The sequence below is a fragment of the Streptomyces flaveolus genome (assembly GCF_044765825.1).
GTDB lineage: Bacteria > Actinomycetota > Actinomycetes > Streptomycetales > Streptomycetaceae > Streptomyces > Streptomyces flaveolus.
In genome coordinates, this window is the sequence record NZ_JBIWKU010000012.1 from 254,673 (window position 1) to 280,022 (window position 25,350).

General features: G+C 71.2%; 23 protein-coding genes. 4 read left to right on the forward strand and 19 right to left on the reverse strand.

What is annotated here, in order from left to right:
* Window positions 1-168 precede the first annotated feature (168 nt).
* Both ACIRG6_RS31150 and ACIRG6_RS31155 read right to left on the reverse strand, forming a co-directional pair.
* A complete protein-coding gene (locus tag ACIRG6_RS31150; RefSeq protein WP_364819829.1) occupies window positions 169-2,787 on the reverse strand; it encodes an ABC transporter permease/substrate binding protein in 2,619 nt (872 codons plus the stop codon).
* Window positions 2,780-3,868, reverse strand: coding sequence for a quaternary amine ABC transporter ATP-binding protein (locus ACIRG6_RS31155; protein WP_364676804.1), 1,089 nt, complete (start codon window positions 3,866-3,868; stop codon window positions 2,780-2,782). The genes ACIRG6_RS31150 and ACIRG6_RS31155 overlap by 8 nt, the downstream gene beginning before the upstream one ends.
* A 194-nt stretch (window positions 3,869-4,062) precedes the next feature.
* Between ACIRG6_RS31155 and ACIRG6_RS31160 the strand changes: the two genes are divergently transcribed.
* Window positions 4,063-4,968: a 5'-3' exonuclease gene (locus tag ACIRG6_RS31160; protein ID WP_350719185.1), complete on the forward strand. Its 906-nt coding sequence runs from the start codon at window positions 4,063-4,065 to the stop codon at window positions 4,966-4,968.
* A 165-nt stretch (window positions 4,969-5,133) separates the two neighbouring features.
* Window positions 5,134-5,976 (forward strand): siderophore-interacting protein, encoded by an 843-nt coding sequence (locus ACIRG6_RS31165; protein WP_364676806.1) that lies wholly within the window; start codon window positions 5,134-5,136, stop codon window positions 5,974-5,976.
* Between the two features lie 194 nt (window positions 5,977-6,170).
* Here the strand turns inward: ACIRG6_RS31165 and ACIRG6_RS31170 are convergent, their stop codons facing one another.
* The gene (locus tag ACIRG6_RS31170) at window positions 6,171-6,752 is read right to left on the reverse strand and encodes a GNAT family N-acetyltransferase (RefSeq protein WP_364676808.1); all 582 of its coding nucleotides are present in this window, start codon (window positions 6,750-6,752) and stop codon (window positions 6,171-6,173) included.
* 80 nt (window positions 6,753-6,832) lie between these two features.
* Here ACIRG6_RS31170 and ACIRG6_RS31175 point away from each other — a divergent pair, with 80 nt between their 5' ends.
* Entirely contained in the window at window positions 6,833-7,804 is a 972-nt protein-coding gene (locus ACIRG6_RS31175; RefSeq protein ID WP_364676809.1) for an RluA family pseudouridine synthase, read from the forward strand.
* Here ACIRG6_RS31175 and ACIRG6_RS31180 read toward each other — a convergent pair.
* From ACIRG6_RS31180 to ACIRG6_RS31255, 16 genes are all read right to left on the reverse strand, one after another.
* Complete coding sequence (locus ACIRG6_RS31180) at window positions 7,798-9,306, reverse strand: cytochrome P450 (RefSeq protein ID WP_364676811.1); 1,509 nt, start codon at window positions 9,304-9,306, stop codon at window positions 7,798-7,800. The genes ACIRG6_RS31175 and ACIRG6_RS31180 overlap by 7 nt on opposite strands.
* A gap of 55 nt (window positions 9,307-9,361) precedes the next feature.
* The gene (locus tag ACIRG6_RS31185; protein ID WP_189230523.1) at window positions 9,362-9,982 is read right to left on the reverse strand and encodes a GTP-binding protein; all 621 of its coding nucleotides are present in this window, start codon (window positions 9,980-9,982) and stop codon (window positions 9,362-9,364) included.
* Window positions 9,963-10,367: a DUF742 domain-containing protein gene (locus ACIRG6_RS31190; RefSeq protein WP_318217840.1), complete on the reverse strand. Its 405-nt coding sequence runs from the start codon at window positions 10,365-10,367 to the stop codon at window positions 9,963-9,965. Before ACIRG6_RS31190 ends, ACIRG6_RS31185 begins: the two co-directional genes overlap by 20 nt.
* Complete coding sequence (locus ACIRG6_RS31195) at window positions 10,364-10,741, reverse strand: roadblock/LC7 domain-containing protein (RefSeq protein ID WP_202436838.1); 378 nt, start codon at window positions 10,739-10,741, stop codon at window positions 10,364-10,366. The genes ACIRG6_RS31190 and ACIRG6_RS31195 overlap by 4 nt, the downstream gene beginning before the upstream one ends.
* A gap of 26 nt (window positions 10,742-10,767) precedes the next feature.
* The gene (locus ACIRG6_RS31200; protein WP_364676813.1) at window positions 10,768-12,375 is read right to left on the reverse strand and encodes a sensor histidine kinase; all 1,608 of its coding nucleotides are present in this window, start codon (window positions 12,373-12,375) and stop codon (window positions 10,768-10,770) included.
* Between the two features lie 390 nt (window positions 12,376-12,765).
* Window positions 12,766-15,573, reverse strand: a complete 2,808-nt coding sequence (locus ACIRG6_RS31205) for a DEAD/DEAH box helicase (RefSeq protein WP_318217842.1) — start codon at window positions 15,571-15,573, stop codon at window positions 12,766-12,768.
* A gap of 171 nt (window positions 15,574-15,744) precedes the next feature.
* Window positions 15,745-16,650, reverse strand: a complete 906-nt coding sequence (gene tatC / locus ACIRG6_RS31210; RefSeq protein ID WP_350719040.1) for a twin-arginine translocase subunit TatC — start codon at window positions 16,648-16,650, stop codon at window positions 15,745-15,747.
* 92 nt (window positions 16,651-16,742) lie between these two features.
* Complete coding sequence (gene tatA / locus ACIRG6_RS31215) at window positions 16,743-17,021, reverse strand: Sec-independent protein translocase subunit TatA (RefSeq protein WP_364676815.1); 279 nt, start codon at window positions 17,019-17,021, stop codon at window positions 16,743-16,745.
* A gap of 265 nt (window positions 17,022-17,286) precedes the next feature.
* Window positions 17,287-17,481 (reverse strand): hypothetical protein, encoded by a 195-nt coding sequence (locus ACIRG6_RS31220; protein WP_239769938.1) that lies wholly within the window; start codon window positions 17,479-17,481, stop codon window positions 17,287-17,289.
* Between the two features lie 49 nt (window positions 17,482-17,530).
* Window positions 17,531-17,764, reverse strand: coding sequence for a hypothetical protein (locus ACIRG6_RS31225; protein ID WP_392127132.1), 234 nt, complete (start codon window positions 17,762-17,764; stop codon window positions 17,531-17,533).
* Window positions 17,765-17,820: 56 nt separating this feature from the next.
* Entirely contained in the window at window positions 17,821-18,909 is a 1,089-nt protein-coding gene (locus ACIRG6_RS31230) for a helix-turn-helix transcriptional regulator (protein WP_364676817.1), read from the reverse strand.
* Between the two features lie 18 nt (window positions 18,910-18,927).
* On the reverse strand, window positions 18,928-19,881 hold the full coding sequence (locus tag ACIRG6_RS31235) for a helix-turn-helix transcriptional regulator (RefSeq protein WP_189230514.1): 954 nt from the start codon (window positions 19,879-19,881) through the stop codon (window positions 18,928-18,930).
* A 126-nt stretch (window positions 19,882-20,007) separates the two neighbouring features.
* Window positions 20,008-20,379, reverse strand: a complete 372-nt coding sequence (locus tag ACIRG6_RS31240; RefSeq protein WP_189230513.1) for an FKBP-type peptidyl-prolyl cis-trans isomerase — start codon at window positions 20,377-20,379, stop codon at window positions 20,008-20,010.
* 58 nt (window positions 20,380-20,437) lie between these two features.
* The gene (locus ACIRG6_RS31245) at window positions 20,438-21,439 is read right to left on the reverse strand and encodes an FKBP-type peptidyl-prolyl cis-trans isomerase (RefSeq protein ID WP_364676819.1); all 1,002 of its coding nucleotides are present in this window, start codon (window positions 21,437-21,439) and stop codon (window positions 20,438-20,440) included.
* A 151-nt stretch (window positions 21,440-21,590) separates the two neighbouring features.
* Window positions 21,591-22,952 (reverse strand): Pup--protein ligase, encoded by a 1,362-nt coding sequence (pafA, locus tag ACIRG6_RS31250; RefSeq protein WP_052837743.1) that lies wholly within the window; start codon window positions 22,950-22,952, stop codon window positions 21,591-21,593.
* Between the two features lie 9 nt (window positions 22,953-22,961).
* Entirely contained in the window at window positions 22,962-24,221 is a 1,260-nt protein-coding gene (locus tag ACIRG6_RS31255) for an MFS transporter (protein WP_364676821.1), read from the reverse strand.
* A 107-nt stretch (window positions 24,222-24,328) separates the two neighbouring features.
* Here ACIRG6_RS31255 and ACIRG6_RS31260 point away from each other — a divergent pair, with 107 nt between their 5' ends.
* Window positions 24,329-25,339, forward strand: a complete 1,011-nt coding sequence (locus tag ACIRG6_RS31260; protein ID WP_364676823.1) for a LacI family DNA-binding transcriptional regulator — start codon at window positions 24,329-24,331, stop codon at window positions 25,337-25,339.
* Window positions 25,340-25,350: the final 11 nt, after the last annotated feature.

Here is a 25,350-nt window from a genome sequence, read left to right on the forward strand (position 1 = left end):
GGGGGGGGGGGGGGGGGGTGGGGGGGGGGGGGGGGGTTGGGTCGGGCGGGCGCGGGGGGGGGGGGGCCCCCGCGGGGGGGGGGGGGGCCGCGGGGGGGGGGCCCGCCCCGCCCCCCCACCCCTCGGGGACGCTCGGTACGGACGCCGTACTCCAGCGGGATCAGCCGGTCACTGCGGGGTCATCCGCTCGACCATGTCCGGGTGCTCCTTCAGCCAGGCGGCCACCGCCTGCTCCTCGTGGCCCTGGCCGCGGTCCTTGATCTCGGCCTCCAGGCTGCCGAGCTCGCCCTCGCTCATGCGGAAGTTCTTGATCCACTCGGTGAGCTGCGGGTACTGCCCGGGGAACCCCTGGCTGGAGATGGTGCGGATCGTGTTGCCCTCGCCGAAGGCCTTCTTGGGGTCCTTCAGCTTGGTCAGCCCGTACTCGCTGTACGCCCAGTGCGGGGACCACAGGACGACGGCCACCGGCTCGTGCTTGGCGTAGGCCCGCTTGAGCTCGGCCAGCATCGCCGGCGTGGAGCCGTCGACGACCTTGTACTCCTTGTCCAGGCCGTAGCCCGGCATGACCTCGTCCTTGAGCAGCTGCATCTCGCCGGTACCGGGTTCGATGCCGATGATCTTCCCGTCGAAGAGGTCGGCCTTGCCCTTGAGGTCCGCGAGGGACTTGACGTCCTTCACGTACGAGGGGACGGCGATCTCCAGGGAGGTCGGCTGGTACCAGGTGCCCAGGTCGGTGAGCTTGTCCTTGTTCTTGTCCCAGAAGTTCTTCTGGGCGTGGGGCAGCCACGCGTCGAAGTTGAGGTCGATGTCGCCGGAGGCCAGGCCGGTGTAGACCGGGCCGACGTCCATCTGCTTGAGGTTCAGCTTGTAGCCGCGCCGCTCCAGGACGTTCTTCCACAGGTAGGTGACGGCGACGTCCTCGTCCCACGGGAACCAGGCGACGTCCACGGCACGCTCGGCCTCGGGCGGGGTGGCGCCGGAACCGGAGGAGACCGGGGCCAGCTTGTCGACGACGCCGGGGTTGGCCTTCAGCCAGGTGCGGACGGCGTCCTGCTGCCCGCCCTTGCCGGCCTTGTTGATCTCGGCCTCGAGGCTGGTGAGCTGCTTCTCGGTCATCGAGAAGTTCTTCAGCCACTTGCCGACGACCGGGTTCTCGTCCGCGAAGCCCTTGCGGGACAGCGTGTGCACGCCGTCGCCCTTGCCCCAGGCGCCCTTCGGGTCCTTGAGCTTCTTCAGGTCGTAGTCGTTGTACGCCCAGTGCGGCGACCAGAGCGTGGTGACGATCGGCTCCTGCTTGGCGTAGGCGCGCTTGAGCTCGGCCAGCATCGCCGGCGTGGAGCTGTCGACGACCTTGTACTCCTTGTCCAGGCCGTACTCCTTGAGCACCTTGCTCTTCAGCAGGGCCATCTCACCGGCGCTGGCCTCGATGCCGGTGATCTTGCCACCGAAGACGTCGGCCTTGCCCTTGAGGTCCTCCAGGGAGTTGACGTCCTTCATGTACGCCGGGACGGACAGCTCCAGGGACGTCTGGTCGTACCAGGCGCCGAGGTCGTCGAGCTGCTTGCCGTACTTCTTCCAGTACTGCTCGTGCGTCGTCGGCAGCCAGGAGTCGGTCTGGAAGTCGATGCTGCCCTGGGCGAGCGAGGTGTACAGCGGTCCGGCCTCGAACTGCTTGACGTCGACCTGGAAGCCGCGCTGCTCGAGGACCTCCTTCCACAGGAAGGTGGAGGCGACGCCCTCGTCCCAGGGGATGTAGCCGATGCTGACCTTCTTGCCCTGGCCGACGTTCTTGTCGGCGGCCACGGCGGGGGCGCCGTCGCCGTTCCCGCCGAAGACGCCCATGCCGCCGGCCACCAGCGCGAGGATCACGACGCCGACGGCGGCGACCTTGGGGTGGGGACGGTAGGACCAGATCTTCAGGCCCTGCATGCTGCGGGCCTTGGCGGCGGCGCGCCGGCCGAGCGGGGAGACCTGGGTGCCCAGGGCACTGGTCATGCGGTCGAGGTAGATCGCCAGGATCACGATGGCGACGCCGGCCTCGGAACCGAGGCCCACGTTGAGCTGGCCGATGGCCTCGTTGACGTCGCCGCCGAGGCCGCCGGTGCCGACCATGCCGGCGATCGCGGCCATGGACAGGCCGAGCATGATGACCTGGTTGACGCCCGCCATCACCGTGGGCAGGGCCAGCGGGAGCTGGACGCGCAGCAGGGTGTTGCGGGGCGTGGTGCCGAATGCCTCGGCGGCCTCGACCAGTTCCTTGTCGACCTGCCGGATGCCCAGCTCGGTCATGCGCACGCCCGGGGCGAGCGCGAAGATCAGGGTGGCGACGATGCCCGCGGAGGCGCCGGTGCCGAAGAACAGGATCGCCGGGATGAGGTAGATCATCGCGGGCAGCGTCTGCATGAAGTCCAGCACGGGCCGGACGATGCCGCTGACCCGGTCGGAGCGGGCCGCCCAGATGCCCACGGGCACCGAGATGACCAGGGCGATGATCGTGGCCACGAGGACCAGCGCCAGGGTGATCATCGCGTTCTCCCACAGTTCCATGGAGACGATGAACGCGAATCCGAGGAACGTGAGGACACCGGCGACCGTGCCGCGCAGCCAGAAGGCGATGACCGCGAAGATGCCGACGAGCAGCAGCGGTTCGGGGGCCTGGAGGACGGTGTTGATGCCGTCGTAGGTGCCGGTGAAGACCGTCTTGAAGAAGTCGAAGAGCCACGCGACGTGCTCGAGCAGCCAGTCGACCGCGCTGTTGACCCAGTCGCCGAGCGGGATCCTAGGCACGGGACATCACCTTCTTCGGACCCTCTTCGCGCGGCGGGGCGCAGGTGGCGGCCTCGGCCTGCTCCTCGCCCAGGAAGGCGACGAGGCGACGGGCCGGGACGACGCCGACCAGCCGGTCGCCGGCGTCGACGACCGCCACGGGGTGCGACACCCGGGCGCTGATCGCGCACAGTTCGGTGAACGGCGTGTCGGGCGTGGCCGTCTCGCAGCCGCAGTCGGCCTCGTCGCCGTTCAGGTCGGTGTCCATGACGGAACCGGCGGTGAGCACGCGGGAGCGGTCGACGTCCTGGGTGAAGGAGGCGACGTAGTCGTTGGCGGGGCGCATGAGGATGTCCTGCGCGGTGCCTATCTGCACGATGCGGCCGTCGCGCATGACGGCGATGCGGTCGCCCAGGCGCATGGCCTCGTTGAGGTCGTGGGTGATGAAGACGATGGTCTTCTTCAGGGTCTTCTGCAGCTCGATCAGCTGGTCCTGCATGTCGCGGCGGATCAGCGGGTCGAGGGCGCTGAACGACTCGTCCATCAGCAGCAGGTCGGCGTCGGTGGCGAGCGCGCGGGCCAGGCCGACGCGCTGCTGCATGCCGCCGGACAGCTCGTCCGGCCACGACTTCTCCCAGCCGGCCAGGCCGCACAGGGCGAGCGCCTCGTCGGCGCGGCGTTCGCGCTCGGCGCGGGGCACGCCCTGCACTTCAAGACCGTAGGCAGCGTTGTCACGGACGCTGCGGTGGGGGAAGAGCGCGAAGTGCTGGAAGACCATGCTGATCTTCTTCGAGCGGACCTCGCGCAGCTGGCGCTCGCTGATCTCGGTCAGATCCTGGCCGCCGAAGCGGACGTGCCCGGCGGTCGGCTCCAGCAGACCGTTGAGCATGCGCAGCAGCGTGGACTTGCCGGACCCGGACAGCCCCATGACCACGAAGATCTCTCCGGGCTCCACGGTGAAGGAGGCGTCGATGACGGCGGCCGTGATGCCGTCGGCGCGCAGCTCCTCCCGGTCGGCCGACTTGCGCAGTCGTTCGACCGCCTGATCCGGTTTTCTGCCGAACACCTTGTACAGGTGCTCGGCCTCTAGCCTCGCTGACACGCTTACCTCTTGGCTCGGGGGCAGGGACAGGGATACGAAGCCTGGCTAACAGTTGAACGAATCAACCAGCTACGACCCGGCTGCGCGCCTGCCCCGATCACCCCGACCCAAACACATGAGTGACCCGGCTCACACGACGTCCACCGCTCGTCCGCATCACCTGCGGCATGATGCGAGGCGTGACCGGACGACTGATGCTCCTCGACACCGCCTCCCTCTACTTCCGCGCCTACTTCGGCGTACCGGACTCCGTGAAGGCCCCCGACGGCACGCCGGTGAACGCCGTGCGCGGACTCCTCGACTTCATCGACCGCCTGGTGAAGGACCACCGCCCCGACCACCTGGTCGCCTGCATGGACGCCGACTGGCGCCCGCACTGGCGGGTGGAGCTGATCCCCTCCTACAAGGCGCACCGCGTCGCCGAGGAACGCCCGGCGGGCCCGGACACGGAGGAGGTGCCCGACACCCTGTCCCCGCAGGTTCCGGTCATCGAGGCCGTCCTCGACGCGCTCGGCATCGCCCGCGTCGGTGTGCCCGAGTACGAGGCGGACGACGTGATCGGCACCTACACCGCCCGCGCGAAGGGGCCGGTGGACATCGTCACCGGCGACCGCGACCTCTACCAGCTCGTCGACGACGCCCGCGGGGTGCGCGTGCTCTACCCGATCAAGGGTGTCGGCACGCTCCAGCTCACCGACGAGGCGGCGCTGCGCGAGAAGTACGGCGTCGACGGCCGCGGGTACGCCGATCTGGCGCTGCTGCGCGGCGACCCGAGCGACGGCCTGCCGGGCGTGGCCGGCATCGGGGAGAAGACGGCCGCCAAGCTGCTCGCCGAGTTCGGGGACCTCGCCGGGATCCTCGCCGCGGTCGACGACCCGGCGGCGAAGCTGACGCCCTCGCAGCGCAAGCGGCTGACCGAGGCCCGGCCGTATCTCGCCGTCGCCCCCAAGGTCGTCCGGGTCGCCGACGACGTCCCGCTGCCGGACGTCACCACGGCGCTGCCGCACACCCCGCGCGACAAGGCCGCGCTGGAGGAGCTCGCGGCCCGCTGGGGTCTGGGCGGATCCCTGGAACGACTGCTGACCACGCTCACCGCCTGAGCCGTACCGTCGGCGCAAGCAATGCCTGCTGCCCGGAATCAGCGCCCGGCCGAGGGGAAGCCGTACCGTGCGCCGGGGGTACTCGTGGAGCGGTGGACCATGAGGTCCCGACTGGGACAGGGATGCTAACTTAGGTAAACCTAACTCAGGGACTGGGAGGCCGTCATGGCAGAGCGTCCGGGCCGCAGGCCGCGCAAGCCGCACACCGCACAGGTCGTCCGCACGGAGCGGCTGACCCCGCACATGCAGCGCGTGGTCCTCGGCGGTGGGGATCTCTCCGCGTTCTCGGCGGACACCTGCACCGACCACTATGTGAAGCTGCTGTTCCCCGCCGAGGGCGTGACCTACCCGGAGCCCTTCGACATGGAGCGGATCCGCGAGGAGTTCCCGCGCGAGCAGTGGCCGGTGACCCGGACGTACACGGTGCGCCAGTGGGACGCCGAGCACCGCGAGCTGGTCCTGGACTTCGTGATCCACGGTGACGAGGGGCTGGCCGGGCCCTGGGCGAAGCGCGTCCAGCCGGGCGAGACCGTCCGTTTCATGGGCCCCGGCGGCGCCTACGCCCCCGATCCGGCCGCCGACTGGCATCTGTTCGCGGGCGACGAGAGCGCGCTGCCCGCGATCGCCCGGTCCTTGGAGGCGCTGCCCGACGGTGCCCGCGCGTTCGCCTTCGTCGAGGTCGAGGGGCCCCAGGAGGAGCAGAAGATCGACTCCGACGTGGAGGTCGTCTGGCTGCACCGCGGCGACCGTCCGGTGGGCCAGGCCCTGGTCGAGGCCGTGCGCGGCCTGGACTTCCCCGAGGGCCGGGTGCACGCGTTCGTGCACGGCGAGGCGGCCTGCGTGAAGGAGCTGCGCAAGCTGCTGCGGGTGGAGCGCGAGATCCCCCGCGAGGACCTGTCCATCTCCGGGTACTGGCGGCTCGGCCACAACGAGGACGGCTGGCAGGCGTCCAAGCGCGAGTGGAACGCCCGCGTCGAGGCGGAGCAGGAGGGCACGCCGACCGCGTAGCCGATGCCGTCGCCGTGTACCGCGCGACCGACCGGCGGCGCCGCGCGCCGACGGCGGGTACGGCGCGGCGCGTCACACCGGCCGCCGCGCTGGAGGCACCAGCCGTCCGGCCTCTGCGCAGGCAGCACGACGGGCCCCACGGTCCCGCGCGCCGTCCGAGTACACCAGCCACGCCCGGCCGAGGGGCGGCCCCCTCAGTCACCGTGCACGCGCGCGTGCAGGTGCATGTCGTGCCAGCCGTCGGGGTGCAGCACCGCCCGTCGCTTGGTGCCCTCCAAGGCGAACCCGGACTTCTCCGCGACGCGGCAGGACGCCTCGTTGGCCACGGAGTGCAGCAGCTCCAGCCGCTGGAAGCCGATCTCGTGCAGCGCCCAGTGGGCGAGCGCCGTCGTGGCGCGCGTGGCGACGCCCTGGCCGCGGGCCGCGGCCGTCGTCCAGTAGGCCACCTCGGCGACCCCGTCGCCGAGGACCACTTCCCGCAGCGCCACGCGGCCGACGAGCCGGTCGGACGCGACGTCGGTGACCGCCCACTGCGGCCTCCGCTCCCGCGCCCAGGCCTGTTGCCACTCGGCGATCCAGCCGCGCACCTCCTCCTCCGAGTCGGCCGCACGGATGTGCCACTGGTGCATCACCGGGTCCTGGAAGGCCGCGTGGACGGCGGGCGCGTCCTCGGCACGCCAGGAGCGCAGCACCAGCCCGTCGCCGGTGGGGATCACGGGCTGCGGGGTGGAGGAGAGCGTGCCGGGCGGGAGAACGGGGCTCGTCAGACAGGGCATGACCGGCATCCTTCCCAGGACGCCGGTGCGCGGACCACCCGTTTTCCGCGGCCCTCCCCCGCCTCGTACGCTGGCACCCGATGAGACGCCGTACGCCTCCCCCGCCCTCACCCCTCCCCCAGCGCCACGGGGTGGACCCGGTGCGGGTGCGGCTGCCCGCCGCCGGGCCGTGGGCCACGGTGCGCGAACACCTGGTGGAACGGCTGTCCGGCGCGGGCGCGGGCACCGTCGAGGGCATGTTCGGCGCGGGCCGGATCGTCGGGGCCGACGGACGGGCCGTCGCGGCGGACGCGCCGTACGAGCCCGGGATGTACGTCTGGTTCCACCGCGACCTGCCGCCGGAGGTCCCGGTGCCGTTCCCGCTGGAGGTCGTGTACCGCGACGAGCACATCGTCGTCGCCGACAAGCCGCACTTCCTGGCCACCACCCCGCGCGGCGGCCACGTCACCGAGACCGCGCTCGCCTGGCTCCGCCGCGAGCTCGGGGTGCCCGCGCTCGGCGCCGCGCACCGCCTGGACCGGCTCACCGCCGGGCTGGTGCTGTTCACGGTCCGCCCCGAGGAGCGCGGCGCCTACCAGTCGCTGTTCCGCGACCGGCGGGTGCGCAAGGAGTACGAGGCCGTCGCACCCTACGATCCCGCGCTCGCCCTGCCCCGGACCGTACGCAGCCGGATCGTGAAGGAGCGCGGGATCCTGGCCGCCCGTCAGGTCGAGGGCGAACCGAACGCCGTGAGCCGCGTCGAGCTGGCCGAGCACCGCCGCCCCGGCCCGGCGGGCGCACCGGCGCTGGGGCGGTACCGGCTGGTGCCCGCCACCGGGCAGACCCACCAGTTGCGCGTGCACATGAGCGCGCTCGGCCTCCCGATCCTCGGTGATCCCCTCTACCCCGAGGTGGCCCCGCCCGTGCCGGCCGGCGACTTCCGGCGCCCGCTGCAACTGCTGGCGCGGGAGCTGGCGTTCACCGATCCGGTCACGGGGCGCGAGCACCGGTTCCTGAGCGGACGGTCCCTCGGGGCGTGGGCGGCCTACGGGGAGTGGGCCGGCCGTCAGTAGCCGCGCCACCAGAGCAGGAAGCGCTGCCAAGCCCCCTTGGGGCGGGCCGGCTCGGGCGGCGCGCCCGTCGCCGTGGGGGCGCTGGGCGCGGCCGTCGCCGCAGCGGAGGACGCGGTGGCCGCTGTGGGCGCCCTGGGCGCGGGCTCCGGTGCCGGCGGCAGGGTGCCGATGTGCCAGGCGGCGCGCTGCTGCGGGATGTCGGTGTGGCTCGGCCGCTGTGTCACGTCCTGCTGCGGCCGGGGTTCGAACCGCACCGGCAGTTCCACCAGGTGGCGCGAGGCGATCGACGACCGCCAGCTGAGTGCGTCCTCGTCGCAGTCGAGCCGTACGTCCGGCAGCCGCATCAGCAGCGCGTCGATGCCTGCGTCCGCGATGGCGCGCCCGATGTCCTGGCCGGGGCACTCGTGCGGGCCGCCGCCGAAGGCGAGGTGGGAGCGGTTGCCCTGCATGCTCGCGTCCAGGTCGGGGCGGATGCGCGGGTCGACGTTGCCCGGGGCGATGCCGAGCAGCAGTCCGTCGCCCGCGCGGATGCGCTGACCGCCCAGTTCCGTGTCCTGCTTGGCGAAGTAGGCGAAGACCGTGCTGAACGGCGGCTCGTCCCACAGGGACTGCTCGACCGCCTCGGGCACCGTCATCTGGCCGCCGCTGAGCTGGGCGCGGAAGCCCGGGTCGGTGAGCACCACCCGCAGCACGTTGCCGATGAGGTTGACGGTCGCCTCGTAGGCGGCGAGCAGGACCAGCCGCAGGTGTTCCCTGACCTCGTCGTCGGTGAGCCCGGCCGGGTGGGTCACGAGGTGACTGGCGATGTCGTTCTCGGGCCGCGCCCTGCGGGCCGCGGTGAGCCGGCCCAGGGCGTCCATGACGTAGCCGTGGCTGGCGATGGCCGTCTCGGTGCCCTTGAGCGTGTCGCGGGCGGCCTCCACCATCCGGTCGTTGTACTCGTCCGGCATGCCGAGGACCTCGCACATCACGCCCATCGGCAGGTGCTCGGCGAACTCGCCGACGAGGTCGGCGCGGCCCTCCTCGCAGAACCGGTTGGCGAGGCGCTGGGTGTGCCGCGTGATGTGCCGGCGCAGCCCCCGGTAGTCGATCGTGGACATGGCCCCGGTGACCGCGCCGCGCAGTCGCTTGTGTTCGTCGCCCTCGGCGTGCGAGCAGATCGGCTGCCAGGCGATGTGCGGCATGAGCGGGTGGTCGGGCTTGACCATGCCCTCGTTGAGCGGGGTCCAGATGCGGCTGTCTCGCGAGAACTGGGCCGGGGTGCTCACCATGTGCAGGTTCTCGGCGTGCCCGAGGACCACCCACATCGGCACGTCGTCGTGGAGCAGCACGGGCGCCACCGGCCCGTACTGGCCCCGCAGCCGCTCGTAGAGCCCGTCCAGGTCTTCCGTCTCGTTCAGCCGGTGCAGTCCGCCCGGTCCGGGGCCGTGCGCGGGGCAGCCGGGAGGTGGTCCGAGCAGGGGGTCGCCCGTTCCGGTCGGGGAGTGGCGTTCAGGCGTCACAGTGTCGCTCCGCAACAGAGGTGAGGATCAGCAGGGTGTCGGTCGGCCGCGCGGGTCAGGTGAGCGCGCCCTTCATGGCGAGGGAGTGCAGGAAGCGCATCAGCGTCATCAGGACGTCCCGGCTGGAGGCCCGGCGCCGTACGTCGCAGTCGAGGATGGGGATCTCCTCGGGCAGGTCGAGTGCGGTGCGCAGCTCCGCGACGGGGTAACGGGGCGCGTCCGGAAAGGAGTTGACGGCGACGACGAAGGGCACGCCGCGCTCCTCCAGCCGCCCCATGACGTCGAAGCTGACCTCCAGACGGCGGGTGTCCACCAGCACCACCGCGCCGAGCGCGCCCTCGAACAGGCCGTTCCACAGGAACCAGAAACGCTCCTGGCCGGGCGTGCCGAACAGGTACAGCACCAGCTGGTCGGTGATGCTGATGCGGCCGAAGTCCATGGCCACGGTGGTGGCGGTCTTGGAGGGTGAGCCGTAGTTGTCGTCCACGCCGATGCCCGCCTGGGTCATCGTCTCCTCCGTGGTCAGCGGCCTGATCTCGCTGACCGAACCGACCATGGTGGTCTTGCCGACGCCGAAACCGCCCACGATGACGATCTTCACGGCGGCCTCGGCCGTGTGCGGCAGCCGGTCCTCCGTCCGTGGGCCCGGAATCGTGTCAGAGCTTTTGAAGTCCATGCATCACCGCTTCGAGAAGGGATCGGTCGGCGACCTTCTGGCGGACGATCGGGGCGCGGAACTGCACCAGTTCCGCCGTCAGCAGGTCGGTGAGCAGCACGGTCACCACACTGAACGGAAGGCTCAGGTAGGCCGACAGCTCGGCTACGGACAGGGGTGCGGCGCACAGCCGCAGCAGGGCCGCCTGTTCCGGTGTGGCGGACACCGGCGGGTCGGCACGGGCCACGATCAGCGTGACCAGGTCGATGTCGGCGCGCTCGCCGCTCCCCTCCCCGCCGATGACGAAGAGCCGCTCGGGGTTGCGGAGTTCGCCTTCCTTGGGCGGCGGGCCCGCCGCGGACGGATCCTGGCCGGGAGATCGCCTCTGGCGTCGCGGAGGAGTCATACGGTCTGCCCGTTGCGCCGCGCGGGACTGGTCAGATGGGGTCCGATGCGGGCGACCAGGTCGGCCATGCTGAGGCTCATCCGGCCGGGTTCGCAGCGGACGTCGGAGAGCACCGCGAGGAAGGCGTTGGGGCCGGCGGCCATCAGGTAGAAGTAGCCGCCGTTCATCTCGATGATGACCATCTTCATCTCGCCGTCGCTGGTGGGGATCTCCTGGGCGACGGCCCCCGCCAGGCTCTGCAGGCCCGCGCAGGCCGCGGCGACCCGGTCGGCGGCGTCCGGGTCACCGGAGTAGCGGGCGATGCGCAGGCCGTCGGCGGAGAGCACCACGATCATCTCGATGCCCGGGACGCCGTCGTAGAGATCCCTGAGCATCCAGTCGAACTTGCCTTGCTGCTCGATCACTTGAGGTTCCCCTCGTCGTCGGCCGGGGCGCTGGCCGGCTGGTTGCCTGACTGCTGGTGGGCCTGGGTCAGGCCCGGATGCTGCTTGAGGCCCTCCCAGAAGGCCTCGACCCACTGCCCCGGCGGGGTCGTGTCGACCGGTTCGGGTTCGGGAGCCACCGGGATGCCGTTCCGGGCCCGCTCGGCGGCCTCCCGGGCCTCGCGCTCGGCCTCTTCACGCTCCCAGACCGCCTGCTCGGCGAGCCGCTGGCTGAGCGGCATCTTGACCCTGCTGCGGCGCTGCGGGAGGCCGCCCGCCGTCCATTCGGTGACCTCCGGGACGTCGTCCTCGAGCGAGACCGTGGCCGGGATGCGCGGGCTGGTGGGGCGGCGCTTCTTGGGCTTGCGCTGGGGGCCGGGGAGGGCGTCGGGGCCCGGGGTGGGGATCGAGGTCGCGCCGATGCCGTGGGCGAGGCCGACGCCGGGCTCGGTGGTCATCATCTTGCTGGGCACGATGAGGATGGCGCGGACCCCGCCGTACGCGGAGGCCCGCAGCGAGACGTCCATGCCGTACTGGGTGCACAGCCGGCCGACGACGGACAGGCCCAGGCGGGGGTGGTGACTGAGGTCCTGCACGTCCGTGCCGCGCTTGGCGTCCTCGAGCAGGCCCTCGATGCGGGCGCGGGACTCCTCGCTGAGGCTGACGCCGGCGTCCTCGATCTCGATGCACACGCCGCTCTGCACCTCGGTCGCGGTGACGTGCACCTTGGACCCGGGCGGCGAGTAGCGGGTGGCGTTGTCGAGGAGTTCCGCGGCGGCGTGGATGACCGGCTCGACCGCCGTGCCCTTGATGTTGACCTTGGCGATGGAGGCCAGGTTGATCCGGCGGTACTCGAGGATCCGGGACATGGCGCCGCGCAGCACGCTGTAGAGCGCGACCGGATCGGGCCACTGGCGCCCGGGCCGGCCGCCGCCGATGACGGAGATGGAGTCGGCGAGGCGGCCGATCAGCGCCGTGCCGTGGTCGATGCGCAGGAGGTCGTCGAAGACCTCGGGGTTGCGGCCGTGGTCCTCCTCCATCTCGCGCAGTTCCTTGTTCTGCTGGTGGACGATCGCCTGGACGCGGCGGGCGATGTCGACGAAGGAGCGCTCGGCGGACTCGCGCATGGAGTCCTGGTGGTCGATGATCGCGCACACGTTGCGGATGAGGTGGCGCTGGGGCTCGCCGAGGTCGGCGTAGGAGGGGTCGAGTTCGGGCAGGTGCCGCACCACCTCGTCGGGGGTGTTGCCCCGGCGCATGTAGTGGACCGCGGCGGGCAGGATCTCGCCGCCGAGGCGGGCCATCTCCTCGTGGTGTCCCGCCACCCGCCGTTCCAGATACGCGCTGTGACGGGCGTGTTCGGCGCGCACGGCCCGCAGGGTACGGCCCCGGCGTACCGCTTCGGCCGCCGCCGCGGTCACCAGCAGTGTGGCGACGGCGCCGCACCAGCCGACGGCGAGCCGGGCCGGTTCCGTCACCAGGGCGACGGCGGCCCCGGTCGCCGCGGCCATCAGTATGGCGGGGAGCAACAGCGTGCGCGTGTACGGAAGTTCACGGCGCCCTGGAGGGGAATCAACACTCACCATGTAGGCCCTCTGAAAACGAATCGGCGGGTATGGGGGAGCTTGCAGGGGGGTATGTCTGGGAGTTGCCGGGATCTTCGGCGCATTGGGAACAAGCGCGCGAATTCACCTCAACTCGGTGCGCTGCGGGCGAGCTTAGTCCGAGCGGATCATCGCCGTGTCATATTCGGCAAGCACCTGAAACGGGCACGAGGACTGGAGTAGCCTCGAGCCCATTTGCACGCTGGGGAGTCATTCGAACACCTGGAGTAAGGCCGCACGGGCACACGAAGACCACTCACCGTGATGAGGGATCGTGACGCCAGGCCCCTGGACGCACGAAGGCCCGGCAGGGCGCGGGCCGACCCGTGTGCCGGGGTCGGACCGCGCCCTGCCGGGCCGGTGAGATACCGGTCAGCCCACGGACGAGTAGGCGACCACTCCGCGCAGCAGCCCCTCGACCGCCTTGCGCGCGTTCTTCGGGACCGTCGAGCCCTCGCGGGGCGCGGCCGCCGCGATCTGGCCGAGGACGTCGATGACCTGCTTGCACCAGCGCACGAAGTCGCCGGCCGGCATCTCCGCCTCGCGCAGCACCTCGTCGAGGCCCTTGCCGGACGCCCACTCGTGGGCGGCCCAGGCGAAGCCGAGGTCGGGCTCGCGCTGGCCGACGCCCTCCGTCTGGCTGATCCGGAACTCCTCCTCCAGGGCGTCCAGCCGTCCCCAGATGCGCACCGTCTCGCCGAGTGCGGCCTTGGCCCTGCCGGAGGGCACCTTCGGCGCCATCGCGTCGTCGGCGACCCGCGACTCGTAGACCAGCGCCGAGACGCAGGCGGCGAGTTCGGCCGGGGACAGGCCCTCCCAGACGCCCTCGCGCAGGCACTCGCTGGCGAGCAGGTCGAGTTCGCCGTACAGCCGGGCGAGCCGCTTGCCGTGCTCGGTGACCTCGTCGGCGCGCAGGTAGTCCATCTCGGTCAGCAGGGCGACGATCCGGTCGAAGGTGCGGGCGATGGTGTTCGTCCGTCCCTCGATCCGGCGCTCCAGCTGGGAGGTGTCACGCAGCAGCCGGTGATAGCGCTCGGCCCAGCGGGCGTGGTCCTCGCGGTCGTCGCAGCCGTGGCAGGGATGGGCGCGGATGGCCTTGCGCAGCCGCGCGATCTCCCGGTCGTCGGCCGCCTGGGACCGCTTCTTGCGGGCCCGCTCCGGCGGGATGTGCCCGGCCTTGGTGCGCAGCGCGGAGGCGAGGTCCCGGCGGGACTGCGGTGAGCGCGGGTTGAAGGACTTCGGGATCCGCATCCGCTCCAGCGCCTCGACGGGCACCGGGAAGTCCATCGACGCCAGCCGCTTGACCTGCCGTTCGGCGGTCAGCACCAGCGGGCGGGGCCCGTCGTGCTGCTCGAAGCCGCGGTGGCCGTTGGAACGTCCGGCGGGCAGGCCCGGGTCCAGCACCAGGGCGAGACCGGCGTACTTGCCCGTCGGCACGTGGATGACGTCGCCCGGCTTCAGCTTCTCCAGCGCCACGGCGGCCTCGGCGCGCCGCTGGGCCACGCCCTGCCGGGCCAGCTCGGTCTCGCGGTCCTTCAGCTCGCGGCGCAGCCGCGCGTACTCGTCGAAGTCGCCGAGGTGGCAGGTCATGGAGGCCTTGTAGCCCTCCAGCCCTTCCTCGTTGCGCTGGACCTGCCGGGAGATCCCGACGACCGACTTGTCGGCCTGGAACTGCGCGAAGGAGGTCTCCAGCAGCTCCCGCGAGCGGTGCCGGCCGAACTGCTCGACCAGGTTGACCGCCATGTTGTACGACGGCCTGAAGCTGGAGCGCAGCGGGTACGTGCGGGTACCGGCCAGCCCGGCGAGGTGCTCGGGGCTCATGCCGCGCTGCCACAGCACCACGGCGTGGCCCTCGACGTCGATGCCGCGCCGGCCAGCCCGGCCCGTGAGCTGCGTGTACTCGCCGGGGGTGATGTCGGCGTGCTGCTCGCCGTTCCACTTGACCAGCTTCTCCAGCACCACCGAGCGGGCGGGCATGTTGATGCCGAGGGCGAGGGTCTCGGTGGCGAAGACGGCCTTGACCAGGCCGCGCACGAAGAGCTCCTCGACGACCTCCTTGAAGGTCGGCAGCATGCCCGCGTGGTGGGCGGCGATGCCCCGCTCCAGACCCTCCAGCCACTCGTAGTAGCCCAGGACGTGCAGGTCCTCGGTGGGGATGGAGGCGGTGCGCTCCTCGACGAGGGCGCGTACCTTCGCGCGTGCCTCGTCGTCGTTCAGCCGCAGTCCGGCGTACAGGCACTGCTGGACGGCGGACTCGCAGGCGGCGCGGCTGAAGATGAAGGTGATCGCGGGCAGCAGGCCCTCGGAGTCGAGCCGCTCGATGACCTCGGGCCGGCCCGGCGTCCAGATGCGGGAGCGCTGCCGGCGCTCGCGCTCGCGGTCGGCCTCACGCATGTGCCGACCGCGGCGGCGGTCCTGGTACGAGGGGCGGGTCGCCTCCATGCGTGCCATGCGCATCAGATCGGGGTTGACGGCCTTCTTGTGGCCCTCGCCCTCCTCGAACAGGTCGTACATGCGGCGCCCGGCCAGCACGTGCTGGAACAGCGGCACCGGACGGTGTTCGGAGACGATCACCTGGGTGTCGCCGCGCACCGTGTCCAGCCAGTCGCCGAACTCCTCGGCGTTCGACACGGTCGCCGACAGCGACACCAGGGTCACCGACTCGGGGAGGTGGATGATCACTTCCTCCCACACGGCGCCGCGGAAGCGGTCGGAGAGGTAGTGCACCTCGTCCATCACCACATAGCCGAGGCCGAGGAGGGTCCCTGAGCCCGCGTACAGCATGTTCCGCAGGACCTCGGTGGTCATCACGACCACCGGGGCGTCGGAGTTCACGCTGTTGTCGCCGGTGAGCAGGCCCACCTTGTCGGCGCCGTAGCGGCGGCAGAGGTCGGCGTACTTCTGGTTCGACAGGGCCTTGATGGGTGTCGTGTAGAAGCACTTCTTGCCCTGCTGGAGGGCGAGGTGGACGGCGAACTCGCCGACGATCGTCTTGCCGGAGCCGGTGGGCGCGGCGACCAGCACGCCCTTGCCGGCCTCGAGTGCCTGGCAGGCCTCGATCTGGAACGGGTCGAGGCCGAAGTCGTACATCTCGCGGAAGGACGCGAGCGCGGTGGCCTGCTCGGCAGCGCGCTGACGGGCTGCCGCGTACCGCTCGGCCGGTGAGAGATCCTCTGTCATCGTACTTTCGAGCGTACCGGGCCCCACTGACAACAGGACGATCTTTATCCGACCCGGGCCCGGATACCGCCGTCCCGCCCGGGATGTGGCGTTCGTCCCGAGGCCCCACGCGTAAGGGGCCGGACGGCGGTCCGTCCGGCCCCTCACGCGTACCGCTGTCGCGGCCCGGGATCAGGTCACGTCGTCGTAACCGTTGTACCGGGCCGGCGGGGCGCCGTCGGCGGACCCGCTCGCCTGCTGGGGCAGGGCCCGCGCCGCCGTCACGGGTTCGATCTCGTCGACCGGTTCCGGCGTGAGGTCGAGCGTGGACGCCTCGTCGTCGTCGAGTTCGGCGTCGGGGTCGGCGCGGCGCCGGCGTTTGTCGTTGAGCACGGCGAACCCGACCGCCATGAAGTACAGGACCACGATCGGCCCCGCGAGCGCGATCATGCCGACGGGGTCGGTGGTGGGCGTCGCCACGGCACCGAAGATGAAGACGCCCATCACTATGCCGCGCCACCAGCCGGCCATCCTGCGCCCGGTGACGACACCGGCGGCATTGAGCATGACGAGCACCAGGGGCAGCTCGAAGGCACCGCCGAAGATGAGGATCATCCGGACGATGAAGTCCAGGATCTTGTCCATCGGCAGGATGTTCGCCGAACCGTCCGGCGTGATCCCCAGCAGCACGCGCATGCTGACGGGCATGATCGTGTACGCGAGCCAGCCACCGCCCAGGAAGAGGGGCACGGCCGCCGCCACGAACCAGTACGTGTACTTCCGCTCGTGCTTGTGCAGACCCGGCGCCACGAACGCCCAGAGCTGATAGAGCCAGACCGGGCTGGAGATGACGATGCCCGCCATGAGGCACACCTTCACCGTGGTGGTGAAGGGCGACAGCAGGTCGGTGTACGCGATGACGGCGCAGGCACCGCCGGTCGACTCACCCAGCCCGCCGGTACACCGCGGCACGGGGTCCATGAGGAAGGTCATCAGCTGCTGGCTGTAGAAGACCGCCGCCACGGTGACGACCGTGATCGCCAGCATGCCTTTCGCGAGCCGGTTGCGCAGCTCGCGCAGGTGCTCCACGAGGGGCATCCGCCCCTCGGGATCCTTCTCTCTCTTGCGGGCAGACTTGAGCAACCCACATCCTCATCTCGTGCGGCGGGCCGGTCGCCACCGGCCCTGCGTCAGCGCTTGGTCGTGTCCGTCGGCTCCGTGACCGGGCGCGAGCTGGTCACGTCGCCGGGGGCGGCCTGGATGGTGCGCTGCGTCGCGGCCTGCTCGGGGGTCGGCGGATCGGCGGGGGCGGCGGACTTGTTCTCGTCCTTCATCGCCTTCGCCTCGGACTTGAGAATGCGCGCGGACTTGCCGAGCGAGCGTGCCATGTCCGGGAGCTTCTTCGCGCCGAACAACAGGATGATGACGACGAGAATAAGAATGATCTCGGTAGGTCCGAGCCTTCCCATAAGTCTTTACCTTCTCACCGAGGCGGCTGGGTGGGGTGCTGTCCGACCCGTCGGACAGATGTCCGACCGATCGTGTTGTGCAGCGATCGTAACGCTCGGGGGTAAACGTGAGGCAATCCCCGTGCGTACTCCCGTCCGCGTCCGGGCCTCGTTTTCCGGACCGCGATCAGCAGCGTACCTTCCGGGACCTGCGCCGTGACAGGGCGGAGCCGTACGGAACGCGACTGGCGGCACCCGTCGGGTCACTGCCGGAACGCGGCAGGGTTCACAGGGAGTCCACGGAACGGGCGGCGCTCTCCGCGGCGCGCTCCAGGTCCGCGGCGGCCCGGTTGATGCGGGACGCCGAGTCCGTCACCTGCCGGCCCAGCCGCTGTGCCTCGACGAACACCCGTACAGCGAACACCGCGAGAACGGCGAGACCCAGGAAACCCACGGCAACCGCGAACATCGGCCAGAACATGACGCCGAGCCTAGACCGTCCCGCGGGCCGGCCGTGAACCGCCGGCCGGTCACACGGTGGAGTGCAGTCGCAGAGTCCTGACCCCGCCGCCCGTGAGCAGTTCCACGATCCGCTCCCCCGCGGGCTTGCGGACGGCGGACCCGCACTCGGGGCACGTGAACGAGTAGAACGTGGTGCGGCTCGTGGCGCCGATGGCCAGGCGCAGGGCGCTGGCAGTGAGTTCGAAGCGGCCCCGGCAGTCCGGGCAGCCGGCCCTGAAGACGACCGGCGAGACACGTCTCATGCCGGCGAACGCGGACGCCGCCGTCACGCCCGGCAGACCGGGCCCCGTCGTCTCGCTCACAGTGCCCGCTCCTGCCTGTCGTGCCCGGTGTCCGGCCCGTCGGGCACCGCCCGTCCTGCCGCGGTCTCCTGTGCCGGCTCGGCACCGTGCGCCGCGACGTCCTCGATCCCGTCGTACGCCGCGAGCGCCTCGCGGGCTGCCTGCCGGGCGCTGCCGGCGAGCTCGGGCGGGGACACGATCCGGCCGTCACCTCCGAGCCGGAGCGCCAGCCGCCGCAGGGACGCCGGGTCGGGCGTGCGCAGGGTGATGCGCAGGCCGCCGTCGGGCAACTCCTGCGCGCTGTCGTGCGGGTAGTACTCGGCGACCCAGCGTCCGCCCGGACCGACCTCCACGACGACCTCGGGGTCCTCGGCCGCGGGCTGCACCAGCGCCTCGGAGAGGTCGCGCAGCTCCACCTCCGGCGGTGCGGCGGGCTCGTCGAGGATCCGGATCTCGGCGACCCGGTCGAGCCGGAAGGTGCGCCGGGCCTCGGAGCGGCGGCACCATGCCTCCACGTACGTGTGTCCCACGCTGACGAGGCGGATGGGGTCGATCTCGCGCTCGGTGAGCTCGTCGCGGGCCGGGGAGTAGTAGCGGATCCACAGGCGCCGGCGCTCGGAGATCGCCCGGTCGACGTCGGCGAAGACACCGCCCTCGGACTCGAAGGTGACGGACAGGCGCGAGCTGGCGCCCGCGGCCTCGCCGGCCGCCGTCTCCACCTTGGCGGTCGCCCGCAGCAGCGCCTGCCGGTCGCTCTCGCGCAGACCGGGCAGGGTCGCCACCGCGCGGGCGGCGACGAGCAGCGCGGTGGCCTCGTCGGCGGCGAGCCGCAGCGGCTCGGCCGCGTCCGCGCCGAGGGCCGCGGGGTTGTGCCACCAGATGCGCTCGCCGTCGGTGTCGATGTCGAGCAGATCGCCGCCGCGGAAGCTGGTGCCGCACATGGGCAGCACGTCGAGATCGGAGACCAGCTCGTCCTCGGTGATGCCGAAGGCACGGGCGACGTCCTCGACGCGGGCGCCGGGGCGCTCGCGCAGGTACGTCACCAAGGAGAGCATCCGTCGGGTCTGGTCGATGGCGTTCACGGGCCTGACCGGTTTGCCTGCCACTGTGTTGTCCGCTCCCCCTCAGCCCTTGGCCACGGCACGCAGCCGGTCCACCACGTCCGCACGCAGCTCCGCGGGCTCCAGGACCACCACGTCCGGCCCGAACTCCACCAGCCAGGCGTCCAGGCCGTGCCCGTACGGAATCTCCAACTCGTCCCAGCCGTCGCCGAGTTCCCGCACGGCGGTGGCCTTCGCCCGAAGGGGGTAGCCCGCGCCCGCACGCAGCCGGATCAGCGCGGAGCGGTCAGCGGTCTCCCCCGCCCAGCTCGCGACCGTCTCACGGACGGTGACGACGTCGGGCACCGGAGCGGTGAACCGCGCCCCGCGCGAGCGCACCTTGCCGGTGATCCGCGACAGCCGGAACACCCGCTCGGCGCCGCGGTCGCGGTCGAACCCCGCCAGGTACCAGTGGCCGCGCCAGCACTCCAGGGCCCACGGCTCGACATGCCGTGGCTCGGGCTGCGCGGCATTGGCCTTGCGGTACTCGAAGAGGACCGGCCGGCGGTCGCGGCAGGCCAGCATCAGCGGCTCGAAGGCGGCCTCGTGCACGGGGATGCGCGGCTCGAGAGCGCTGTGCGCCTCGTACGGGTCGACGTCCTCGGGCAGCCCGGCGGCCCGCAGCTTCTGCAGCGCGCCACTGGCGGCGCCGGCGAGCCTGGCCTGTTGCCAGACCTTGGCGGCGAGCCCGAGGGCGGCGGCCTCCTCGGCGTCGAGGGTGATCGGCGGCAGTCGGTTGCTGTCGCGGCGGGCCAGGTATCCGATCTCGCCGTCGAGGCCCTCGACGGTCTCGATGACCAGGCCGAGTTCCCGCAGGTCGTCCTTGTCCCGCTCGAACATGCGGTTGAAGGAGTCGTCGGATCCCGCCTCGAGGTAGGCCTCGATGGAGTCACGCAGCTCGCGCTTGCTGAGTGGCCGCCGCGTCCCGAGCAGACACAGCGCCAGGTTCATCAGCCGCTCGGCCTTGGCAATGGCCATCGACGCCCTTCTCCCTATGGTGCTTACGACGGATGACCGTACCGTCCCGCGCCGACGCGGCAAAAGCCGAGGGCCCATGCCCGACCAGGCATGGGCCCCGAATGACCGGCTCCGATCGGACGTCGGTCAGACTCCGAGCAGATCGACCACGAAGATCAGCGTCTCGCCGGGCTGGATCGCCGGGGTCGGGCTCTGGTCGCCGTAGGCGAGATGGGCGGGGATGGTCAGCTGGCGGCGGCCGCCGACCTTCATGCCCTGCACGCCCTGGTCCCAGCCCTTGATGACACGGCCGCCACCGAGCGGGAAGCGGAACGGCGTACCGCGGTTCCAGCTGGCGTCGAACTCCTCGCCCGTGCTGAAGGCCACGCCGACGTAGTGGACGGTCACGGTCTGACCGGCCTGCGCGACCGGGCCGTCGCCCTCCCAGATGTCCTTGATCTCGAGGTCCGCCGGGGGCTCGCCGCCCGGGAAGTCGATCTCGGGCTTGTCGATGCTCACGTGTCTAGCTCCTGCTTGTCTGCGGAAAGGCAACGCCCAAGTCTTACATCCTCGCGGGTCACATCTTCGCGAGGATGTCGACCGAGAAGACCAGCGTCGAGCCCTTCTCGATACCGCTGCCCTCCGGCGGGTTGTCGCCGTAGCCCAGGTCCGGCGGGATGACGATCAGGACGCGGCTGCCGACCTTCTTGCCGGTCAGGCCCTGCGACCAGCCCTTGACGACCTGCTGGAGCGAGAAGGACGTCAGCTGCTTCCTGCTGTACGTGGAGTCGAACTCCTTGCCGCCGTCCCACACCACGCCCTTGTACTGGACGAGCACGGTGTTCTGCGCGCCGACCTCGGGGCCGTCGCCCTCGATGACGTAGTCCGCCACGAGCTTCTTCGGCGCCGCCGTGTCGGGCACCTCGATGGAGGGTGCCGCGCCGTCGGTGTTGGTGCCGACCTTGGGCAGCGCCGCGTCGTCCTGCGGGATCTCCTTGCCCTTGGCGGAGCTCTTGGCGTTGAAGGTGTCCTTCACGTCCACCACGAACACCAGGGTGTCGGTGCCCTTGATGCCTGCCTGCTCGCTGCCCTGATCGCCGTATCCATAGGCCGGCGGGACGGAGAACTGGACGCGGCTGCCGGTCTTCTTGCCGGTGAGCGCGTACCGCCAGCCGTCGATGATGCTGCCCTGCGCCAACTGGATGACGATCGGCGTCTTGCGGTCGTAGGAGTTGTCGAAGACCTTCGCGCTGGCCCAGATCTGGCCCAGGTAGTCGGCCACCAGGAAGTCGTTCTCGGCGACCGCCTTGCCGCCGCCGGCGATCACCGTCTTCACCGCGAGGTCCTTGGAGGGCTCGCCGCTGCCCTTGGCGACCGTCGGCTTCTCACCGAACTTCGTGCCCGCCGTGATCGCCGGCAGCGGCCCCTCGACGATCTTCGGGGGCGGTGGCGTGGACGTGTCCGACGCCTGGGGCGTCGCGCTGTCGCTGGCCTTGCTCGAGCCGGAGTCCTCGTCACCGCATGCGGCGAGCGTGACCAGTCCGGCGGGAACGGCGATGAGGAGGGAGCGTCGGCGCACGGTGGGGGCCTCGTAATCGGTATCGGTCGATCTTGTCTGCTGACGTGCGCGCAACTCTACGGCGTGAGAAGGGCACCGTACGGATAACGTACGGTGCCCGTGTGGCGTTCCGGACCCTTCGGGTACGAAACGCCTTCTCGGTTCGTTCCGGTCACATTCCGGCGATCAGCTTCTCCACCCGGTCGTCCACCGATCGGAACGGGTCCTTGCACAACACGGTGCGCTGCGCCTGGTCGTTGAGCTTGAGATGGACCCAGTCGACGGTGAAGTCCCGGCGCTGTTCCTGGGCCCGCCGGATGAAGTCGCCGCGCAGCCGGGCACGAGTGGTCTGCGGCGGAACGGACTTGCCTTCGAAGATCTTCAAGTCGTTGGCGACCCGGGCGGCCTGGCCCTTCTTCTCGAGCAGGTAGTACAGACCACGACGGCGGTGGATGTCGTGGTAGGCGAGGTCTATCTGTGCGACCCGCGGGTGGGACATGGTCATGTTGTGCTTGGCCCGGTACCGCTCGAGGAGCTTGTACTTCATGACCCAGTCGATCTCGGTGCCGATGCGGTCGAGGTCCTCGGCCTCGATCGCGTCCAGCGTGCGGCCCCACAGCTCCAGGACCCGCTCGACGGTGCCGGTGCGGATGCCGCGGCGCTCGCAGAAGTCCACGGCCTTCTCGTAGTACTCCCGCTGCACCTCCAGCGCGGACGCCTCCCGGCCGCTGGCCAGGCGCACCTTGCGCCGTCCGGTGATGTCGTGGCTGACCTCGCGGATCGCCCGGATCGGGTTCTCCAGGGTGAGGTCGCGCATCACCGTGCCCGCCTCGATCATGCGCAGCACCAGGTCGGTGGCGCCGACCTTGAGCAGCATGGTCGTCTCGGACATGTTGGAGTCGCCCACGATGACGTGCAGGCGTCGGTAGCGCTCGGCGTCGGCGTGCGGCTCGTCGCGGGTGTTGATGATCGGCCGGGAACGGGTGGTCGCCGAGGAGACGCCCTCCCAGATGTGCTCGGCCCGCTGGCTGACGCAGTACACGGCGCCGCGCGGCGTCTGCAGCACCTTGCCGGCGCCACAGAGCAGCTGCCTCGTCACCAGGAACGGGATGAGGATGTCCGCGAGCCGGGAGAACTCCCCGTGCCGGGCCACCAGATAGTTCTCGTGGCAGCCGTAGGAGTTTCCCGCGGAGTCGGTGTTGTTCTTGAAGAGGTAGACGTCGCCCGCGATTCCCTCCTCGTGCAGGCGTCGTTCGGCGTCCACCAGGAGTCCTTCGAGAATGCGCTCGCCCGCCTTGTCGTGGGTGACGAGTTCGATCACGTTGTCACATTCGGGTGTCGCGTATTCCGGATGTGATCCCACGTCGAGATAGAGGCGGGCGCCGTTGCGCAGAAAGACATTGCTGCTGCGGCCCCATGACACGACACGGCGGAAGAGGTACCGCGCCACCTCGTCAGGCGACAGGCGGCGCTGTCCCCTGAACGTGCACGTGACGCCGTACTCGTTCTCCAGCCCGAAAATGCGGCGGTCCATGACTGAACATTACGCCTGATGACCCGAACTGAAACGGGGTTCGACGGCACGGTTTGGATCATTTTCCGATGAAGCCGCAACCACCGCTGCCCGGGCGGGAGCTGCGAGGACCCGTCCCGTGCAGGCCAGCACGAGCAGCGACACGGCCCCGGCCGCCCCCGGCACGGCGAAGCCCCACAGCGCCCCGCCCGCCTCGACGACCGGCCCGGTGAGGCCCGTACCCACCGAGGCTCCCACGGTGAAGGTGGTCACCAGCCAGGAGAACGCCTCCGTCACCGTGCCCCGCGGCGCGTGCCGGTCCACCAGGACGAACGCGCAGGCGATGCACGGCGCGAGGAAGACACCCGCGACCGCAGTCAGCAGCACCATGGCGAACGCGCCCGGCATCAGCATCAGCGGCAGGTAACACACCGCCAGAAGGGCCACGAGGAGCCTCAGTCGCCGCGCCGGGTCGCCGGCCCACTGCCGGGCCCCGTAGACGGTCCCGCCGACCAGCGCGCCGAGCCCCAGGGCGGCCATCAGCCAGCCGTAGACGGCGTCACCGCCGTGCTCGTCCGCGTAGGGCACGGAGGCCACGGTGATGGACCCGAGGGCCATTCCGATGAACAGGAAGGCCCCCAGCAGCGCCAGCAGTCCGGACGAACGCACCGCACCCAGCCAGTGTGCCTCGCGCGGAGCCGACCGCCACGCGCGCGAAGGGGGCGACACGACCACGGACAGCGCGCCCAGCACGCCCACGGCGTTCAGCACGAGCAGCGCCACCAGCGGCGACCACAGCGACACGCACACCGTCACGAGCAGCGGCCCGACGGTGAACATGACCTCCTGCGCCACGGCGTCCATGGCGTACGCCGAGTGCACCTGTCCCTCCTCGCGGAGCACACTCGGCCACAGGGCCCGCAGTCCGCCCTCCAGCGGGGGCGTGAACAGTCCCGAGGCGCCCACGGCCGCGTACGCGAGCGCCGCCGGCTCGGTCCCGGCGAACGCGAAGACGGCCATGGCCAGCCCGGACAGCACGGCGGCCGGCAGCTGCACCCGGGGCTGCCCGTGCAGATCGACGAGCCGTCCCAGCACGGGCTGCCCGACCGCGTTGGCGACCCCGTACACGGCGGCCAGGGCCCCCGCGAGGCTGTACGAGCCGCCCTCGGCCCGCACGAACAGGACGATCGCGATCGCCGCGGTGGCGTTGGGCAGCCGCCCCACGAGCGTGCCGACGAGCAGCCGTACGGCGTGCCGCGCCCGGAGAATGTCCAGGTATCCGGCGACCACGACCCACCCCCTTCGCATGAGACCTCGACGAGGTTTTACGTATAACTTCCGTGGTCATACGTACCATGTCGGCTGTTCACGAGTCCAGACGAAAGCGCAGGCGAACGGTGGCACGAGGCAGCACCCGCCCCACCAGCCGGGACGTCGCCCAGGCCGCCGGCGTCTCCCAGGCCGCGGTCTCCCTGGTCCTCGGCGACAAGTGGCGCGGCCGGGTGTCGGAGCCCACCGCCCAGCGCGTCCGGGAGGCCGCCCACGCGCTCGGCTACCGCCCGAACCTCGCCGCCCGCAACCTCCGCCTGGGCCGCACCCGCACGGTCCTGCTGGTCGTCCCCGCGCTGACCACCGAGTTCTTCGCCGGTGTCTACACCGGCGCGGCACGCGTCGCCGCCGAGCACGGCTTCGGAGTGGTCCTCTACCCCTCCCCCGAGGGCGTCGGGCCCGCCCGGGACCCCTTCGCCTCCGCATCGGCCGCCCTGGACGGCGTCATCGCGTCCTCCATGGCGGCCGACGCGCTCTCCGCCATCCGCGGCGACCAGCTCCCGCTGGTCATGCTGGACAGCGACCCGGAGGGCAGTCTGGGCGCGGCGACGGTCAACCTGGACATCGCGGACGCCATCCGCCAGATCGCGGAGCACTTGCTGCTGCTGGGCCACCGCCACTTCCTGCACCTCGCGGCGGACGTCCCGTCCTGGACGTTCGAGGTCCGCGCGCGGGAGCTCGCGGCACGGCTGGACGCCGCCCCCGGCACCACGCTGCGCACCGCCAGGGCCCCGATCTCGATCGAGGGCGCGCTGACGGCCACCGAGGCCGCGCTGGCGGGGCCGGGCCCCCGCCCGACGGCGCTGGTCTGCGACGACGACAAGCTGGCGGTCGGCGCGTACAAGGCGGCCCGCCGCGCGGGGCTCCGCATCCCCGACGACCTCTCGGTCACGGGCCTGGACGACCTCGGCCTGGCCACGGCCGTCGACCCCGAGCTGACGACGGTCCGCCTGGACGCGGAGCTGTTCGGCGAACGGGGGATGCGGGCACTGCTGGCGGTCCTGGAGGGCGGGCTCCCCGAGGCCGGCGACATCCCGGTCAACCTGGTGGTCAGGGGCTCCACGGCGCCACCGCGGTGAGCGCCGGGGAA